Annotated in this window: 17 protein-coding genes and 1 pseudogene; 11 read left to right on the top strand and 7 right to left on the bottom strand. The window is 53.4% G+C overall.

What is annotated here, in order from left to right:
* Positions 1-90: 90 nt before the first annotated feature.
* The 7 genes from ACKLKD_RS02720 to ACKLKD_RS02690 all read left to right on the top strand — a co-directional run bounded on the left by ACKLKD_RS02720 (position 91) and on the right by ACKLKD_RS02690 (position 7,950).
* The gene (locus tag ACKLKD_RS02720; RefSeq protein ID WP_025712020.1) at positions 91-738 is read left to right on the top strand and encodes a YchE family NAAT transporter; all 648 of its coding nucleotides are present in this window, start codon (positions 91-93) and stop codon (positions 736-738) included.
* Positions 739-1,478: 740 nt separating this feature from the next.
* Positions 1,479-3,113 carry an oligopeptide ABC transporter substrate-binding protein OppA gene (gene oppA / locus ACKLKD_RS02715; RefSeq protein ID WP_025712022.1) on the top strand — a complete coding sequence of 545 codons (1,635 nt, stop codon included), beginning with the start codon at positions 1,479-1,481 and terminating at the stop codon, positions 3,111-3,113.
* A gap of 85 nt (positions 3,114-3,198) precedes the next feature.
* Complete coding sequence (gene oppB, locus ACKLKD_RS02710; protein WP_025712023.1) at positions 3,199-4,119, top strand: oligopeptide ABC transporter permease OppB; 921 nt, start codon at positions 3,199-3,201, stop codon at positions 4,117-4,119.
* Positions 4,120-4,133: 14 nt separating this feature from the next.
* Complete coding sequence (gene oppC, locus ACKLKD_RS02705) at positions 4,134-5,042, top strand: oligopeptide ABC transporter permease OppC (RefSeq protein WP_025712024.1); 909 nt, start codon at positions 4,134-4,136, stop codon at positions 5,040-5,042.
* Positions 5,043-5,053: 11 nt separating this feature from the next.
* Positions 5,054-6,067: an ABC transporter ATP-binding protein gene (locus tag ACKLKD_RS02700; RefSeq protein ID WP_004151853.1), complete on the top strand. Its 1,014-nt coding sequence runs from the start codon at positions 5,054-5,056 to the stop codon at positions 6,065-6,067.
* Positions 6,064-7,068 carry a murein tripeptide/oligopeptide ABC transporter ATP-binding protein OppF gene (gene oppF, locus ACKLKD_RS02695; RefSeq protein ID WP_025712025.1) on the top strand — a complete coding sequence of 335 codons (1,005 nt, stop codon included), beginning with the start codon at positions 6,064-6,066 and terminating at the stop codon, positions 7,066-7,068. Before ACKLKD_RS02700 ends, oppF begins: the two co-directional genes overlap by 4 nt.
* A 54-nt stretch (positions 7,069-7,122) precedes the next feature.
* The gene (locus ACKLKD_RS02690; protein ID WP_025712026.1) at positions 7,123-7,950 is read left to right on the top strand and encodes an ion transporter; all 828 of its coding nucleotides are present in this window, start codon (positions 7,123-7,125) and stop codon (positions 7,948-7,950) included.
* Positions 7,951-8,021: 71 nt separating this feature from the next.
* On the opposite strand, the gene ACKLKD_RS02685 is transcribed toward ACKLKD_RS02690, so the two are convergent.
* Both ACKLKD_RS02685 and cls read right to left on the bottom strand, forming a co-directional pair.
* A complete protein-coding gene (locus ACKLKD_RS02685; RefSeq protein ID WP_087805159.1) occupies positions 8,022-8,351 on the bottom strand; it encodes an HI1450 family dsDNA-mimic protein in 330 nt (109 codons plus the stop codon).
* Between the two features lie 34 nt (positions 8,352-8,385).
* A complete protein-coding gene (cls, locus tag ACKLKD_RS02680) occupies positions 8,386-9,846 on the bottom strand; it encodes a cardiolipin synthase (RefSeq protein ID WP_004203158.1) in 1,461 nt (486 codons plus the stop codon).
* Positions 9,847-9,989: 143 nt separating this feature from the next.
* Between cls and ACKLKD_RS02675 the strand changes: the two genes are divergently transcribed.
* Entirely contained in the window at positions 9,990-10,163 is a 174-nt protein-coding gene (locus tag ACKLKD_RS02675; protein WP_132312360.1) for a YciY family protein, read from the top strand.
* A 224-nt stretch (positions 10,164-10,387) separates the two neighbouring features.
* Here the strand turns inward: ACKLKD_RS02675 and ACKLKD_RS02670 are convergent.
* Both ACKLKD_RS02670 and ACKLKD_RS02665 read right to left on the bottom strand, forming a co-directional pair.
* Positions 10,388-11,036, bottom strand: a pseudogene (locus tag ACKLKD_RS02670) (YceI family protein).
* Positions 11,037-11,528: 492 nt separating this feature from the next.
* Positions 11,529-11,825 (bottom strand): YciI family protein, encoded by a 297-nt coding sequence (locus ACKLKD_RS02665; RefSeq protein WP_002910042.1) that lies wholly within the window; start codon positions 11,823-11,825, stop codon positions 11,529-11,531.
* Positions 11,826-12,035: 210 nt separating this feature from the next.
* Between ACKLKD_RS02665 and tonB the strand changes: the two genes are divergently transcribed.
* Entirely contained in the window at positions 12,036-12,782 is a 747-nt protein-coding gene (tonB, locus tag ACKLKD_RS02660) for a TonB system transport protein TonB (RefSeq protein WP_025712029.1), read from the top strand.
* Positions 12,783-12,827: 45 nt separating this feature from the next.
* Here tonB and ACKLKD_RS02655 read toward each other — a convergent pair whose 3' ends face one another.
* From ACKLKD_RS02655 to pfkB, 3 genes are all read right to left on the bottom strand, one after another.
* Positions 12,828-13,700, bottom strand: coding sequence for a fructosamine kinase family protein (locus tag ACKLKD_RS02655; RefSeq protein WP_025712030.1), 873 nt, complete (start codon positions 13,698-13,700; stop codon positions 12,828-12,830).
* A gap of 105 nt (positions 13,701-13,805) precedes the next feature.
* Positions 13,806-14,090, bottom strand: coding sequence for a type V toxin-antitoxin system endoribonuclease antitoxin GhoS (ghoS, locus tag ACKLKD_RS02650; RefSeq protein ID WP_080896704.1), 285 nt, complete (start codon positions 14,088-14,090; stop codon positions 13,806-13,808).
* A 93-nt stretch (positions 14,091-14,183) separates the two neighbouring features.
* The gene (gene pfkB / locus ACKLKD_RS02645) at positions 14,184-15,116 is read right to left on the bottom strand and encodes a 6-phosphofructokinase II (protein ID WP_025712032.1); all 933 of its coding nucleotides are present in this window, start codon (positions 15,114-15,116) and stop codon (positions 14,184-14,186) included.
* Positions 15,117-15,471: 355 nt separating this feature from the next.
* On the opposite strand from pfkB, the gene ACKLKD_RS02640 reads away from it, so the two are divergent.
* The gene (locus ACKLKD_RS02640) at positions 15,472-16,230 is read left to right on the top strand and encodes a DUF481 domain-containing protein (RefSeq protein ID WP_025712033.1); all 759 of its coding nucleotides are present in this window, start codon (positions 15,472-15,474) and stop codon (positions 16,228-16,230) included.
* Between the two features lie 270 nt (positions 16,231-16,500).
* Entirely contained in the window at positions 16,501-16,734 is a 234-nt protein-coding gene (locus tag ACKLKD_RS02635) for a hypothetical protein (protein ID WP_025712034.1), read from the top strand.
* Positions 16,735-17,146 lie beyond the last annotated feature (412 nt).

Here is a 17,146-nt window from a genome sequence, read left to right as displayed (position 1 = left end):
AATATTGCAGGCAAAAAGCGTATGTTTCGCGCAGTTATCTTATGCTGATAACAGTCAACCGCCAATTTTGATGATGCTGCGGAGCCCAATGTGACTCAATCTTTGTTCGATTTTTCTGCATATTTTAAATTTTTCATCGGCTTATTTGCGTTGGTCAACCCGGTCGGCATTATTCCGGTGTTCATTAGTATGACGAGCTACCAACCGGCAGCAGTGCGGAATAAGACCAATCTGACGGCTAACCTGTCGGTGGCGATCATCCTTCTGACATCATTGTTTCTGGGGGATGGCATTCTGCAAATTTTTGGTATTTCCATCGATTCCTTCCGCATCGCTGGTGGGATCCTGGTGGTCACTATTGCGATGTCGATGATAAGCGGCAAGCTCGGTGAAGATAAACAGAACAAGCAGGAGAAGTCAGAGACGGCGGTTCGGGAGAGTATCGGTGTCGTGCCGCTTGCGCTACCGCTAATGGCCGGGCCGGGGGCAATCAGTTCCACCATCGTTTGGGGAACCCGCTATCACTCATGGGTGCACCTGCTCGGCTTTTCTCTGGCGATTGCCGTTTTTGCCCTCTGCTGCTGGGGCATATTCCGTATGGCGCCCTGGCTGGTGCGTCTGTTAGGGCAAACGGGGATTAACGTCATCACTCGTATCATGGGCTTGCTGCTGATGGCGCTCGGTATCGAGTTCATTGTGACCGGTATTAAAGCTCTTTTCCCGGGGCTGCTTAACTAGTTATTCGCCATGCAGGCGTGACGGTTCGCGTTCACGCCTGCGCGATTATTAGCAAAACCTATTGATGAAAGCGAATTCCGCTGCCGGGATAATGTTTTGCAATGATGTCTGTAATTTCATATTTTTCATTTACATATGAAACATTTCTCTTTGTCTTCTGCTCGCGCTTTTCCCCACGGAGATGTTATTTTCCTCACATCATTCTCTGGCACTTGCTGTCGGATCATTGAAATGATATTAGTAATTTTAACAAGGCTGTAGATGAATGTGCTAAAAAGTAACCTATTGTTAAATTTTTGTACAAAAAACCATCTTTTTGCCTGATCCCGTTCTGCTGGTCGCTGGAAATATCATATTTATATGATTAATAATGATATTTTTATATTTATGGCATGTGGCAACACCCTGTGTCGATAGCAAAACGGGCAATAAAAGAGAATCCGGTAACATATTTGCAAATTGCATTGGCGGAGGTGTTTACCTTTTGATACTTTCCGCCGTTATCGTCTGCTGAATGATATGCGTAAATGAGAATTATTTTTAATTAACTCATTTCGCCAGAACGACCCTCCAGCGAGGGCAACGAATCGACGTCAAGACTGCCAATCGAGCGGTCGTAATAAATAAGTCGGTGATAGCAATCTGCCAACCGCAAACTCCTGCGTTGGACAGATCCCGAAAACGGGGAAAAACAGGCTGGTTAAAAAACCAGTAATTATAATGACTGGAGTTACAACACAATGACCATCATCACTAAAAAACGTTTGATCGCCGCGGGAGTGCTATCCGCACTGATCGCCGGCAATATGGCTATGGCAGCGGATGTCCCGGCCGGTGTGCAGTTGGCAGATAAGCAAACGCTGGTGCGAAATAGCGGCGCTGAGCCGCAATCGCTGGACCCGAATAAAATTGAAGGGGTCCCCGAGGCGAATATTAGCCGCGATCTGTTCGAAGGTTTGCTGAATACCTCGCCGAAAGATGGCCACCCGATCCCTGGGGTGGCGGAGAGCTGGGATAATAAAGATTTTAAAGTCTGGACCTTCCATCTGCGTAAAGATGCAAAATGGTCTAACGGCGAGCCGGTGACTGCCCAGGACTTCGTTTATAGCTGGCAGCGTCTGGTGGACCCGAAAACAGCGTCTCCCTATGCCAGCTACCCGCAGTATGGTCATATCCTCAATGTTGACGAAATCATCGACGGCAAGAAAGCGCCAGGCGAGCTGGGCGTAAAAGCCATTGATGACCACACCCTGGAAGTCACTCTCAGCGAGCCGGTTCCCTATTTTTACAAACTGCTGGTTAACCCGGCGATGTCTCCTGTCTACAAACCGGCCATTGAAAAATTTGGCGAGAAGTGGACACAGCCTGGCAATATCGTCACCAATGGCGCGTATACTCTGAAAGACTGGGTGGTCAACGAACGTATTGTCATGGAGCGCAACCCGCACTACTGGGATAATGCCAAAACCGTTATCAACACCGTGACCTGGCTGCCGACCTCTTCCGAAGTGACCTATGTTAACCGCTATCGCAGTGGTGAACTGGACATGACCTATAACCAGCTGCCGATCGAACTCTTCCAGAAGCTGAAAAAAGAGATCCCCAACGAGCTGCACGTTGACCCGTATCTGTGTACCTATTATTACGAAATCAACAACCAGAAAGCGCCGTTCACCGACGTACGCGTGCGTACCGCGCTGAAGCTGGGTCTGGACCGCGACATCATTGCTAACAAGGTGAAAGGTCAGGGCGATCTGCCGGCCTATGGTTACACGCCGCCGTATACCGATGGCGCGAAACTGAGCGAGCCGGAATGGTTTACCTGGTCGCAGGAAAAACGTAATGAAGAAGCGAAGAAACTGCTGGCCGAAGCCGGCTATACCGCAGATAAACCGTTAACCTTCAACCTGCTGTATAACACCTCTGATCTGCACAAGAAGCTGGCGATTGCCGCCGCCTCGCTGTGGCGTAAAAACCTGGGCATTGACGTGAAGCTGGTCAATCAGGAGTGGAAAACGTTCCTCGATACTCGTCATCAGGGCACCTATGACGTGGCGCGCGCGGGCTGGTGCGCCGACTATAACGAGCCAACCTCCTTCCTGAACACCATGCTCTCTGACAGCTCAATGAATACCGCGCACTATAAGAGCCCGGCGTTCGATAAAATTATGGCTGAATCCGTAAAAGCGTCAGATGAAGCGCAGCGCACGGCAGCCTATGCGAAAGCGGAACAGCAGCTGGACAAAGACAGCGCGATCGTACCGGTCTATTACTACGTCAACGCCCGCCTGGTGAAACCGTGGGTAGGGGGCTACACCGGTAAAGACCCGATGGATAACGTCTATACCAAAGATCTTTACGTTATCAAACATTAATGGCAATACGTGGAGCGGGTCTTTGCTCGCTCCATCGTGTCTTATTTGAGAGCAGTGCAAAGGCACACGCCAGAAGGTACGGGCAATGTTAAAATTTATCTTACGTCGCTGTCTGGAAGCGATTCCGACGCTATTTATTCTTATTACCATCTCATTCTTCATGATGCGTCTGGCTCCGGGAAGTCCTTTTACCGGGGAACGTACGCTACCGCCTGAAGTAATGGCGAATATTGAAGCAAAATACCATTTAAACGATCCCATCATGACGCAGTACTTCAATTATCTGAAGCAGCTGGCGCATGGCGATTTTGGTCCCTCCTTTAAATACAAAGATTATTCGGTCAACGATCTGGTGGCGACCAGCTTCCCGGTGTCGGCGAAACTGGGCTTCGCTGCCTTTTTCCTGGCGGTGGTGATCGGTGTTGCCGCCGGGGTGATAGCCGCTCTGAAGCAAAATACCCGCTGGGACTATGCCGTGATGGGGGTAGCCATGACCGGCGTGGTTATCCCGAGCTTTGTGGTGGCGCCGCTGCTGGTGATGATCTTTGCTATTACGCTGCACTGGCTACCGGGCGGCGGCTGGAACGGTGGGGCGCTGAAATTTATGATCCTGCCGATGGTGGCGCTCTCTCTGGCTTATATCGCCAGTATTGCGCGTATCACTCGCGGCTCGATGATTGAAGTCCTGCACTCTAACTTTATCCGCACCGCGCGGGCGAAAGGGCTGCCGATGCGCCGCATTATTTTCCGCCATGCGCTGAAGCCGGCATTGCTGCCGGTGCTCTCCTATATGGGGCCGGCTTTCGTGGGCATCATTACCGGCTCAATGGTCATCGAAACCATTTACGGCCTGCCGGGGATCGGTCAGCTGTTCGTTAACGGGGCACTTAACCGCGACTACTCGCTGGTGCTGAGTCTGACTATCCTGGTGGGCGCCCTGACTATCCTGTTCAACGCCATCGTTGACGTGCTGTACGCCGTTATCGATCCGAAGATTCGCTACTGAAGCCGGAGTTCGCCATGATGTTAAGTAAGAAAAATAGCGAGGCGCTGGAAAACTTCAGTGAGAAGCTGGAAGTGGAAGGGCGCAGCCTCTGGCAGGACGCTCGTCGCCGCTTTATGCATAACCGCGCTGCGGTGACCAGCCTGATTATGCTGGTGCTTATTGCGCTGTTCGTTACCCTGGCGCCGATGGTGTCGTCGTTCTCCTACTTCGATACCGACTGGGGCATGATGTCTAACCCCCCGGATATGGCCTCAGGCCACTACTTCGGAACTGACTCCTCCGGACGCGATCTGCTGGTGCGCGTGGCGATCGGCGGACGTATTTCGCTGATGGTCGGGGTGGCCGCGGCGCTGGTAGCGGTGATCCTCGGCACGCTCTACGGTTCGCTTTCCGGTTATCTCGGCGGCAAAGTAGATTCGGTGATGATGCGTCTGCTGGAGATCCTCAACTCCTTCCCGTTTATGTTCTTCGTCATCCTGCTGGTGACCTTTTTTGGTCAGAACATTCTGTTGATCTTCGTGGCCATCGGCATGGTTTCCTGGCTGGATATGGCGCGTATTGTGCGCGGACAGACCTTGAGCCTGAAGCGCAAAGAGTTTATCGAAGCCGCGCAGGTCGGCGGGGTCTCCACGGCCAGCATCGTGCTGCGCCATATCGTCCCCAACGTGCTGGGGGTGGTGGTGGTATATGCCTCGCTGCTGGTTCCCAGCATGATCCTTTTCGAATCCTTCCTCAGCTTTCTCGGACTGGGAACGCAAGAGCCGCTCAGCAGCTGGGGAGCCTTGCTCAGCGATGGCGCTAACTCCATGGAAGTCTCGCCCTGGCTGCTGCTGTTCCCGGCAGGTTTCCTGGTGGTGACCCTGTTTTGTTTTAACTTTATCGGCGATGGTCTGCGTGATGCCCTCGACCCGAAAGACCGCTAAGGAGCGCTGCCATGACTATGATTGAAACGGCAAAGGCGCCGCAAGCGCAGAGTCACAGCGGCCTGCTGCTGGACGTGAAAGATCTTCGCGTCACCTTTAAAACGCCGGATGGCGATGTCACCGCCGTCAATGACCTGAACTTCACCCTGCAGGCGGGCGAGACGCTCGGCATTGTGGGCGAATCTGGCTCCGGTAAATCGCAAACCGCGTTCGCTCTGATGGGGCTGCTGGCGGCCAATGGCCGTATCGGAGGATCCGCCACCTTTAACGGTCGGCAAATCCTGAATCTGCCGGAGCGCGAGCTGAATAAACTGCGCGCCGAGCAAATCTCAATGATTTTCCAGGATCCGATGACCTCTCTTAACCCGTATATGCGGGTGGGCGAGCAGCTCATGGAAGTCCTGATGTTGCACAAAGGACTGAGCAAAGCCGAGGCGTTTGAAGAGTCGGTGAAGATGCTCGATGCGGTAAAAATGCCGGAAGCGCGTAAGCGCATGAAGATGTTCCCGCATGAATTCTCCGGCGGGATGCGCCAGCGCGTGATGATTGCCATGGCGCTGCTGTGCCGGCCGCGGCTGCTGATCGCGGATGAACCCACCACCGCGCTGGACGTCACCGTGCAAGCGCAGATCATGACGCTGTTGAATGAGCTTAAACGCGAATTCAATACGGCCATCATCATGATCACCCACGACCTCGGGGTGGTAGCGGGGATCTGCGATAAAGTGCTGGTGATGTACGCCGGGCGCACCATGGAGTACGGTCAGGCGCGCGATGTTTTCTATCAACCGTCGCATCCATACTCCATTGGCCTGTTGAATGCAGTTCCTCGTCTGGATGCCGAGGGCGATGCGTTGTTAACTATCCCTGGCAACCCGCCAAACCTGCTGCGATTGCCGAAAGGCTGTCCATTCCAGCCGCGCTGCCCGCACGCCATGGAGCAGTGCAGCAGCGCACCGCCGCTGGAGTCGTTCGCGCCAGGCCGCCTGCGCGCCTGCTTTAAACCGGTGGGGGATCTGCTATGAACGCCGTAACTGAACAACGAAAAGTCCTGCTCGAGATTGCCGACCTGAAGGTGCACTTCGATATCAAAGATGGCAAACAGTGGTTCTGGCAGCCGTCGAAAACGCTGAAAGCGGTGGATGGCGTGACGCTGCGTCTTTATGAGGGGGAAACCCTCGGCGTGGTGGGGGAGTCCGGCTGCGGTAAATCAACCTTCGCCCGCGCCATTATTGGCCTGGTGAAAGCGACCGATGGCAAAGTGGCCTGGTTGGGTAAAGATCTGCTGGGCATGAAGCCGGAAGAGTGGCGCGAGGTGCGTAGCGATATTCAGATGATCTTCCAGGATCCGCTGGCTTCGCTGAACCCGCGCATGACTATCGGCGAAATTATCGCCGAACCGCTGCGTACCTATCATCCGAAGATGCCCCGTCAGGAAGTGCGCGATCGCGTCAAAGCAATGATGATGAAGGTCGGGCTGCTGCCGAACCTGATCAACCGTTATCCGCATGAGTTCTCCGGCGGTCAGTGCCAGCGCATCGGTATCGCGCGGGCGTTAATTCTTGAGCCAAAGCTGATTATCTGCGATGAACCAGTCTCCGCGCTTGATGTGTCGATTCAGGCGCAGGTGGTCAATCTGCTGCAGCAGTTGCAGCGTGAAATGGGGCTGTCGCTGATATTTATTGCCCACGATCTGGCGGTGGTTAAACATATCTCCGATCGCGTCCTGGTGATGTATCTGGGTCATGCGGTGGAGCTGGGCACTTACGACGAGGTGTACCACAATCCGCTGCATCCCTACACCAAAGCGCTGATGTCGGCGGTGCCGATCCCCGACCCGGACCTCGAGAAAACCAAAACCATCCAGTTGCTGGAGGGGGAGTTACCTTCACCCATTAACCCGCCGTCGGGCTGTGTCTTCCGCACCCGCTGCCCGCTTGCCGGGCCAGAGTGCGCCAAAACCCGCCCGGTGCTGGAGGGCAGTTTCCGCCATGCGGTTTCCTGCCTGAAGGTAGACCCGTTATAATCTCAGGGGCTGACGCAGGTCAGCCCTTTTCTTTGCGAGGTTAACGAAGTGGGTATGCTTTCTGCCGCTCGTCTGCGGCTTTATCATTTACTTTTCGATCAGAACCGACGTTCCGGCCGCCGCTTTGAAGGACTGTGCGGACTTTTCGCTTTGCTCAGCGTGCTGGTGATATTTATCGAATCGGGGCTGGGCACGCAATATCATCTGACATTAGACGAATGGCATATTTTTGTCTGGCTGGAGCTGCTGGTGACCGCGGTCTTTACCGTAGAGTACCTGCTGCGTATCGCCACCTGGCCCAATCCGCTCCACTATATTTTCAGCTTTTGGGGGTTGATTGATCTGGCGACGATTCTACCGCTGTACGTAATGTGGCTATGGCCGGAGATTAGCCTGAATTATGTCTTTGCCTGGCGAGCAATGCGGGCGATCCGCGCGCTGCGTATCCTCAAACTGTTGCGCTTTATGCCTTCGCTGAACGTATTCTGGCGGGCTATCGTCAGCGCCCGCCATCAGCTGATTCTGTTCTATTCGTTTATTGCCATTGTGATGGTCATTTTTGGCTCGCTCATGTATCTGATTGAAGGACCACAATACGGCTTTACCACGCTCAATGCCTCGGTCTACTGGGCCATTGTGACCATCACCACCGTCGGCTACGGCGATATTACCCCGCACACTCCACTGGGCCGCATTCTGGCCTCAATACTCATCCTGATTGGCTATTCCATCATCGCTATTCCGACCGGGCTCATCACTACCCATATGACCAGCGCCCTGAACCGTCGGCGTCAGCATCGCTTATGCCCGCAGTGCCGGCAGGGTGAACATGATGATAACGCCCGTTTTTGCCACGCCTGCGGTCATGCGTTACCGAAGTAAGCTGGTGGCATAAAACATAAAAAAAGCCTGCCGGGAAGACCGCGGCAGGCTTTTACTCAGGCTGATGAGCGTTATTCACGCCACAGAATATGACACAGCTTATGATCTTTTTCGCGGCACAGAAGCACGCGGGCGAAGATATCATTGATTTCCCCACCGTCGGTATCCGCCAGGCCAATCACCACTTCAGCGAAGAAATCCGGGTTCAGATCGTGATCCACATGCTCTTCCCAGTCTGCGGAAGGGTCAAACAGCTCGGCACCGCCGCGCTCCTCAAACTGCAGGTTAAACAGAATGATGTCCGCCGGGTCGAGGTTATCGGCCGCTAGTTCGAGAAAGATATCGTAAGCCTGCTCAAGCGTTTCGTCTTCGGTCAGGCGGTTGTTTAAATCCATATCCATGATTGCTACTCATTCGGTATCTGATGGGCACGTTTTACAGCAACGGACTGAAGAAGTAAAACAGTCGCTCGGCGATCCGCTGCCACAGTGGACGTTTTAACCAGCGACGGGCATCCAGCAGGCGCGAGCGCGAGATATAGTCATCCTGAACCGCCGCCAGATCGCTGCCGAAACCGGCGTCATCGATGACCAGCGTGATCTCGAAGTTGAGCCACAGGCTGCGCATATCCAGGTTGACGGTTCCCACCAGGCTCAGTTCGCCATCGACCAGCACGCTCTTGGTATGCAACAGTCCGCCTTCAAACTGATAAATTTTGACCCCGGCGGCCAGCAGCTCGGTGAAAAAGGCCCGGCTGGCCCAGCCCACCAGCAGCGAATCGTTCTTGCGCGGCAAAATAATGCTCACGTCGACACCGCGCTGAGCAGCGGTACAGATCGCGTGCAACAGATCGTCGCTGGGAACGAAGTAGGGCGTAGTCATTATCAGATGCTCTTTCGCCGCGTAGGCGGCGGTGAGGAGCGCCTGATGGATAAGGTCTTCCGGGAAGCCCGGGCCGGAAGCGATAGTGTGGATAGTATGTCCGCTGGCCTCTTCGAACGGCATGATATTGACGTCCGGCGGCGGTGGCAGAATGCGCTTTCCGGTTTCGATTTCCCAGTCGCAGGAGTAGACGATGCCCATGGAAGTAGCCACCGGGCCCTCCATCCGCGCCATCAGGTCAATCCATTGTCCGACCCCCGAGTCCTGTTTAAAGTAGCGCGGATCGACCATATTCATGCTGCCGGTGTAGGCGATATAGTTATCGATCATCACCATTTTGCGGTGCTGACGCAGGTCCATCCGACGCAGAAACACACGCATCAGGTTCACTTTGAGAGCCTCGACCACTTCAATGCCGGCATTGCGCATCATCGCTGCCCATGGGCTGCGGAAAAAAGCCACACTGCCCGCAGAGTCGAGCATTAACCGGCAGTGAACCCCACGGCGGGCGGCCGCCATCAGCGACTCGGCGACGCTGTCGGCCATGCCGCCGGGCTGCCAGATATAGAAAACCATCTCTATGTTGTGGCGGGCTAACTGGATATCGCGGATCAGAGCCTGCATCACGTCATCAGATTCCGTCAGCAGCTGCAGCTGGTTGCCTTTGACGCCACCAATCCCCTGACGTCGTTCGCATAGCTTGAACAGGGATTCGGCCACCGGGCTGTTATCTTCCGCGAAGATATGTTTGCAGGCCTTGAGGTCGTTTAACCACTTGGCCGTGGAGGGCCACATCGCTCTGGCGCGTTCAGCCCGGCGTTTGCCCAAATGCAGTTCACCGAAGGAGAGATAGGCGATAATCCCCACCAGCGGCAGGATATAAATGATCAACAGCCATGCCATAGCGGACGGCACAGCGCGGCGTTTCATTAAAATTCGTAATGTTACACCGGCGATCAACAGCCAGTACCCCAAAATGACCAGCCAGTTCACCACCGTGTAAAAGGTTGTCATAGATGTAAAATCCTTTTGAATGACGTTATGTGATGAGTTTACGCATCAGTATTTTTCTGGCAAATAAAAACGCAGCGAAAGCGGTAGTCAGTTGCTGGCAGAGGTTTATAATGGAGGCTGTTTTCACTCGTAGAGTCGTTGCAATGAAGCGTAGTAGAACGGAAGTAGGGCGCTGGCGCATGCTGAGACAGGTGAATCGCCGTAAAGCGCGCTGGCTGGAAGCCCAATCGCGCCGCAATATGCGGATCCTTGCTATCAGGAAGGGACTGGTAAAACGGCAGCGCCATGCTCTGCTGTTTATCTTCCCCGAGAGTTAAGCAAGCTGAGAGACGGCACCGCACGCGGTGCCGTAGCCGTTTCCCTCTCCGCCAGATCTCTATTTATGCTATACATGCTTAGTGATTATCTGCAGAGCCTGTTCCTGTCGCGATATCCACTAACCGATAAACAGCATGGACTGATATTCAAAACCTGTGTTGATTTTACATTGCCTGCGGAATATCAGTCTTCAATAAAATCACGCCATCACCCGAGCGTAAACTTATTGGGCGTAGGCTTCAGTGGATAACGTGATGGTCACGTTATCACTCACCGCCGGTACATATTTATCCAGTTTGAAGTCGGAACGTTTAATGACCCCGGTGGCATCAAATCCAATGGCCTGCTTTTTGACCATAGGATGCATATCCTGCTTATTGAGCGTTGCATGTAGTACGACGGGTTTAGTAATGCCTTTAATGGTCAGATTACCTTCAACATCATATTTATTGCCGCCTTTACTTACTACACGGGTGCTCTGGAAAGTGGCCTCAGGAAATGTTTTGACATCGAAGTAGTCTTTGCCTAAAAATTCATCTGTTAATGCCTTGACGTGAGTGTCGATAGTTTTCACCGGCAGAGTAACATTCACAGAGGATTTCTCAGGGCTCTCTTTATCAAAAGAAAGTTTTCCTGAAACATCAGATATATAGGCGGTGGGATTAGAAAAACCAAAATGGTTCCAGGCAATAACAACCGAAGTATGCTGCGGATCGAGGCTATATTCCGTAGCAGCAGCCTGGGAAAGCGGGATATATAAGGCAAGCAGAGAAAATAATGCGGTTTTTTTCAGAGCGTTCACAAAAGAGGTCCTCAGCATGTTCAAGTACATGAATGGTAGCCCATAAAAAGACCATCGTTATTGAAAATATTTGTTATTCCTTTTCAAATTTTTTAATCGATTTTACTTAAAGCTTAATATCTGTCGGTAAGAAACCATTTCGCTGTAATTTTCTCTTTCAACTCTGTTTCGAATTTATTGGGCAATATCAGGATGTGCAGGCATATAAAGCAGGCGATAAATAAAATACATGAACATACATAACAGACGCACATAAGGTTTTTGTCATTCAACTCGCATTGACCAGGCTTGCTTATTCTGAATAAGACCGCGTTACTCTGTCAGAGAACATTCTCAGAGGCCTCTGTCGGACAGCAGGGATGCTCGTACACCTTCATGGAGGGCGGAGGTGTTGGAGCAGGAGAGGGGATGGACCTATTTTCCGGGCATGTCAGGCAGATTACAGCCAACGCTACCGTGCGGTTAAAAAGGGCGACATTTGAATGTCATGTAGCAAAATACGCCCTTTAATCGGGTAGCCTGGTCTGGTTGTGTGGTTAACCAGAACAAAAAAAGGATATTTTCAAAACACTTTTTTGTACGGCTTAACAGAGACCTGGCGGTAGACGCCGGCGGCGATATACGGATCGTCATTGGCCCAGGCCTGAGCCGCTTCCAGCGATTCAAACTCAGCAATCACCGTTGAGCCACTGAATCCCGCTGCGCCCGGTTCGTTGCTGTCAACGGCCGGCATAGGCCCGGCGGTAAGCAGCCGACCTTCATCATGTAAGAGTTGTAAACGCGCAAGATGCGCGGGGCGAACTGACAGCCGCTTTTCCAGAGAATCGGCGATATCTTCAGCGTAGATAACGTAAAGCACGGCAAAGCTCCTTATCAATAAACAGGCGAATTACGTTAAGTGAAACGGCGATGGACTGCAATGCAAAGATGCACATTGGCGTTGAATGCGCTGCCGACGCGGCTTTTTTCTGCAAATGGTGGCAAAAATTGACTCAGGTTAAGACGCCTTATTGAATATGATTGCTATTTGCATTTAAAATCGGACCATCATTTTTCAACAGAAACGACTATGAGCGCAATGACCCTTGATTTACCTCGCCGCTTCCCGTGGCCAACGCTGCTGTCCGTGGCTATCCACGGTGCCGTTGTGGCGGGGCTGCTTTATACCTCGGTACATCAGGTTATTGAACAGCCTTCTCCGACGCAGCCGATAGAGATTACGATGGTGGCGCCGGCCGATCTTGAGCCGCCCCCGGCGGCGCAGCCAGTCGTGGAGCCCGTTGTTGAACCCGAACCTGAGCCTGAACCTGAGGTGGTACCTGAACCACCGAAAGAGGCGCCGGTGGTGATCCATAAACCGGAACCTAAGCCGAAGCCCAAACCTAAACCCAAGCCAAAGCCAGAGAAAAAGGTTGAGCAGCCGAAGCGGGACGTGAAGCCGGCAGCGGAGCCCCGTCCGGCCTCGCCGTTTGAAAACAACAATACGACGCCGGCACGTACCGCACCGAGCACCTCGACCGCAGCGGCCAAACCCACGGTCACTGCCCCAAGCGGCCCGCGGGCGATCAGCCGTGTCCAGCCGACCTATCCGGCACGCGCCCAGGCGCTGCGCATTGAAGGAACGGTGCGGGTGAAGTTTGACGTTACGCCTGATGGTCGCATTGATAATCTGCAGATCCTCTCTGCTCAGCCGGCGAATATGTTCGAGCGCGAAGTGAAAAGCGCGATGCGCAGATGGCGTTATGAGCAGGCAAGACCGGGAACCGGCGTGACAATGACCATCAAATTCCGTCTGAACGGCGTCGAGATTAACTGATAATGAACCACGGCGGACCGGGACGTCCGCCGTGAACATTATTGCCTAACGCGTTTTTTCCATTAATACATCGTCCAGCGCCTGCTGGGCCGTCACCAGGTGCTGGCCACCGAACAAAATCGCCCGGTTCAACAACGTATAGAGCTGATAGATCGGCTGACGGTCGAGAAAACCTGACGGCAGCGGCGAGACGGACTGATAGCCGTCGTAGATCTGCGGGGGCTGCTCCGGATGCATCGGCAACATGGCTAAATCGCACTCACGGTCGCCCCAGTAGCAAGCGGGATCGAAAATATAGGGGCCATCCGGTCCTAAAGCGCAGTTACCTGACCACAGGTCCCCATGCAGCAACGACGGCTGCGGCTGATGGTTGGCCAGTCGCTGCTGTACCACGTCGACTAAGGTATCGATATTGCCAAAGTGCAGGCCTTTCTCCGCCGCCAGCTCCAGCTGCCAGCCGATTCGCTGCTCGGCAAAGAACACCGACCATCGGCGTTGCCAGGCGTTGGGCTGTGGCGTGGTGGAAAGATCGTTATCAAAATCCAGACCGAACTGCGGCTGATCGCTCCACTGATGGAGGTGGGCTAACTGCTGGCCAAGCAGGAATGCATTATGCGCGTCCAGCGGCCGGGGAGGGAGATACTCCATGACCACAAAGCTGTAGTCACGATCGCTGCCGACGGCGAAGACCTGCGGTACGCGAACGGTTTTGCTTCGCGACAGCAGCTCAAGCTGATCGGCCTCGGCGGTGAAGATAGGCAGGAGTTCCCGTTCGTCGCATTTCACGAAGTAATCTTTACCGCCGAAGCGTAAATGCCAGGCGGAATGGATCTCTCCGCCGGGCAGCTCGGTTTTCAGTTCGATTTCAGCGTCATCGGTATGCCAATCGCGTAAAAGAGTACTGATTGCTTGCCACATGCTGTCTCTCCCCATGTTTTCCACCATATCATAAGGTTAGCGCATTACTACCGGGTAAACCTGGAACTGACGCACAACTGACGCTTTCCGTTGCGCTAAACGCACTTATTGAGCTTTTAACCACTCGGCGAATGTGCTGACGGTGATCTCTGCCGGGCGGCCAAGGGCCGATTCCGCCAGCCCTGCGCTGAGGGCCTGCACTTCCTCTGCCTCCTGGGCGCTCAACAGACCAAAGGTGTTAGTACCCAGCTCATGGGGAGTGCCCTCTTCATCATTGAGGGTCAGTACAAACCCGGCGCGGGTAAAATGGTTGCTGACCTCGTTGATCTCCGTCAGCGCCTGCTCGTGGAAGATCACGCTGACGACCCAGGCGGTAATCTCATTGCTCATCTTTACACCCCGTTGTTATGCATGGCCTTTCCAGCATAGACCATCCTGCCAATATCGTGGTTCCCCTCCGCGGCGCGGAGGGGTCGGGGAAGATCAACGCCCGCAGAGATAATCGTAGATTTTTTGCGTATTGGCCTGCGAGCAGAGGCGGGTACCCTGGTTGATGGTCGCGGCGCTACCGGCAGCGACGCCAAAGCGTACCATGTCTTCGAGGCTGGCGTTTTCCGCCAGACGCAGGGTCATGGCGCCCACCATGCTGTCGCCGGCGCCCACGGTGCTCTGACTTTTCATCGGCGGCGGTACCACCTGAACGCTGCCGCTGGCGTCAACACCTAACGCCCCCTGCGGACCGAGTGAAACGACTACCCGACGTACTTTACCGGACTGGATCAATGACTGAGCGGCGAGGCGAACATCATCGGGTTGGCTGAGATCGCGCTGCACAAGGGCGCTAAGCTCTTTCTGGTTCGGTTTCACCAGCTCAATATTACCGACGTCCAGCGCGGCGGCCAGCGCATCGCCGGAGCTGTCGATGATGCAGCGCAGCCCCTGCTGTTGCGCATTTTTCACCAGTTGCATCAGGTTTTCCACGCTGATACCTGGCGGCAGGCTGCCGCTGACCACCAGCAGAGAGCCGGGTTCGATGGTCAGGACTTTCTCTTCCAGACGGCGGAATTCATCGTCCGTCAGCGCCGCGCCGGGCATAACGAAGCGATACTGTTCGCCGCTGGCCGCCACGTGGACGTGCAGGTTTTGCCGCGTCCAGTCGCGGGTTTCGACGGTCTCGACCGGAACCTGCTCATCGGCCAGCAGAGCAGCAAGATGCTCGCCGGTGGCGCCGCCAATCGGAAAAATGGCCGTGGCTTTACCGCCAAGAAAGGTCACGGCGCGGGCGACGTTGATCCCGCCACCGCCAGGCTCAAATACCGGGGCGCTGCAGCGGAGTTTCCCTTCCGGGTAGATTTGCGGGGTCTGCGTGGCACTATCCAGCGAAGGGGCCAGCGTGAGCGTATAAATTTTGGTCATTCCTTCTCCTCCTTAATACGGTGACTGTATTTTATTTAAGCATGGCACGATGGCTCAGGGAGGGGAAGTGCCGTTCCTGAGAGATTTGCAAAGAAGCCTCCATTTTCATTATGAAATAAAGATTGTTTCCGGAGCTGTCTTATTCAAAAAACGAAAGAGTAAGTGATTGCTATGTTATTCGTGCTTTTTTATAATTTGCTACCTTTCTTAGGACCTGCACTCCGCGATCCTCGCGAAAGTTTCCGAGACCCTCAGGTCTCTTTTATGTTGTACGGACGCTAACTTCAATGAGCCGGCAAGCTTATGCCTGTTCATCATTTGTACTGTCCTAAAAAATGTATTTTAGAGAGTTATAATGAAGCTTTTAAAGACAGTACCCGCAGCGGTTATGCTGGCGGGGGGGCTTTTTGCGTCTGTTGGCGCATTGGCCGATGATTCTGTATTTACCGTCATGGATGACCCTTCCGCTGCCAAAAAACCGTTCGAAGGGGTGGTTAACGCAGGCTACCTGGCGCAGTCCGGCAACACCAAGAACTCTTCGATGACGGCCGATTCCACCCTGACCTGGTATGGCAATACCACCGCCTGGTCGCTGTGGGGCAACGCCAGCAATACCTCCTCCAACGATGAACGATCCTCAGAAAAATATGCTGTTGGGGGACGTAGCCGTTATAACCTGACCGACATGAACTACGTTTTTGGTCAGGGAAGCTGGCTAACCGACCGCTACAACGGCTATCAGCAGCGCGATGTCCTGACGGCGGGCTATGGTCGGCAGATCCTTAATGGTCCGGTGCACAGTCTGCGGTTTGAATTCGGTCCTGGCGTCCGCTATGACGAGTATACTGACGGGGATACGGACACCCAGCCGCTGGGATACGCCTCCGGCACCTGGGCCTGGCAGATGACTGATAACGCGAAATTTACGCAAGGGGTATCAGTGTTTGGCGCTGAGGACACCACGGTCAACTCTGAGAGCGCATTAAACGTGGCGATTAACGCCCATTTCGCTCTGAAGGTTGCCTACAACGTCACCTGGAACTCCGCGCCGCCTTCGTCTGCGCCGGAACATACCGACCGTCGGACCTCGCTGTCCCTCGGGTATAAAATGTAATATTTTCAGGCCGGCTTTGCCGGCCTGTTCGTTTTAGATTTAACAATAAGTGACATTATTTTTTCTGACCATTTGTTTTAGTTTTTATAAAAACAAATTGTCCTCCATTTTTTCTCCATTATTATCAGCTTTGCTGACAAATATTCATTCTATTTGACACAAAAAGCTAAATATTCGACGGACAAATATGTGATCTGGATCTATACTAACAGACACTAACCGGGTGGTGACGTTATCCGGTATGTCTTCCGTAATAAGAGAATAAACATCATGAAAAAGACACAATTTACCATCGCAGCCCTGGCGCTGTGCGTGCTTTCCTTTGGCGCGTCAGCCGCTACGCCCGTTCCGCCGTCTGGCAACCAGGATCATACGCAGATTGGCATTGCCAAAGCTACCGATGTTGAAGCCGGTTCGAATATTGCCCCCGGTTCCCATACTACCGGACAATCCATGAGCGACGCCTTTAATGTGCATACGCTGGTGGCTGGCGAGTGGTCATAATATTTCCGGTTACGATTTCGCGCTCAGTCTATTAAGCCGGATAAAGTGGTACCGGTTTAACAACCTGCGATAAACATTCAGCTGGCAATATCAACGCGCCTCTTTTATCTCGTCCGAATAATATCGCCCGGCTTCGCTGGCGATTATTACCGCGCCTTAACGGCGGATATTCTGCTTTTTATCCGTGGTCCTCTTGTTTTCTCCGCATTCTGCCATCATTTATGCTGTTGCGGCTTTAATCACGTACCAATGATGTGTAAACTACTCCCCGGTGTTATCAGCAGGCGGCGGCAGCCGGGAACGATCGCGCCGATCGTGCTCCTATTTTCGCAGAGTGAAGCGGGAACTGCGCCTTAACCTGATGATAATTATGATTATATAGTTTTGTATGTGCTCTTTCGTGTGGGGCACC

This window comes from Klebsiella sp. 10982, from assembly GCF_048589245.1.
Taxonomy (GTDB): domain Bacteria; phylum Pseudomonadota; class Gammaproteobacteria; order Enterobacterales; family Enterobacteriaceae; genus Klebsiella; species Klebsiella quasivariicola.
The sequence above is the reverse complement of the archived record's forward strand: the minus strand, read 5'-3'. Positions and strand labels throughout refer to the sequence as shown.

What these genes read in the sequence shown, in the direction of transcription:
- oppB (WP_025712023.1), top strand. Translation starts at nt 3,199, where the DNA reads ATGTTAAAATTTATCTTACGTCGCTGTCTGGAAGCGATTCCGACGCTA.
- ACKLKD_RS02700 (WP_004151853.1), top strand. Translation starts at nt 5,054, where the DNA reads ATGACTATGATTGAAACGGCAAAGGCGCCGCAAGCGCAGAGTCACAGC.
- cls (WP_004203158.1), bottom strand. Translation starts at nt 9,846, where the DNA reads ATGACAACCTTTTACACGGTGGTGAACTGGCTGGTCATTTTGGGGTAC.
- ACKLKD_RS02655 (WP_025712030.1), bottom strand. Translation starts at nt 13,700, where the DNA reads ATGTGGCAAGCAATCAGTACTCTTTTACGCGATTGGCATACCGATGAC.
- ACKLKD_RS02675 (WP_132312360.1), top strand. Translation starts at nt 9,990, where the DNA reads ATGAAGCGTAGTAGAACGGAAGTAGGGCGCTGGCGCATGCTGAGACAG.
- tonB (WP_025712029.1), top strand. Translation starts at nt 12,036, where the DNA reads ATGAGCGCAATGACCCTTGATTTACCTCGCCGCTTCCCGTGGCCAACG.
- oppA (WP_025712022.1), top strand. Translation starts at nt 1,479, where the DNA reads ATGACCATCATCACTAAAAAACGTTTGATCGCCGCGGGAGTGCTATCC.
- ACKLKD_RS02635 (WP_025712034.1), top strand. Translation starts at nt 16,501, where the DNA reads ATGAAAAAGACACAATTTACCATCGCAGCCCTGGCGCTGTGCGTGCTT.
- ACKLKD_RS02640 (WP_025712033.1), top strand. Translation starts at nt 15,472, where the DNA reads ATGAAGCTTTTAAAGACAGTACCCGCAGCGGTTATGCTGGCGGGGGGG.
- ghoS (WP_080896704.1), bottom strand. Translation starts at nt 14,090, where the DNA reads ATGAGCAATGAGATTACCGCCTGGGTCGTCAGCGTGATCTTCCACGAG.
- oppF (WP_025712025.1), top strand. Translation starts at nt 6,064, where the DNA reads ATGAACGCCGTAACTGAACAACGAAAAGTCCTGCTCGAGATTGCCGAC.
- ACKLKD_RS02685 (WP_087805159.1), bottom strand. Translation starts at nt 8,351, where the DNA reads ATGGATATGGATTTAAACAACCGCCTGACCGAAGACGAAACGCTTGAG.
- oppC (WP_025712024.1), top strand. Translation starts at nt 4,134, where the DNA reads ATGATGTTAAGTAAGAAAAATAGCGAGGCGCTGGAAAACTTCAGTGAG.
- ACKLKD_RS02690 (WP_025712026.1), top strand. Translation starts at nt 7,123, where the DNA reads ATGCTTTCTGCCGCTCGTCTGCGGCTTTATCATTTACTTTTCGATCAG.
- pfkB (WP_025712032.1), bottom strand. Translation starts at nt 15,116, where the DNA reads ATGACCAAAATTTATACGCTCACGCTGGCCCCTTCGCTGGATAGTGCC.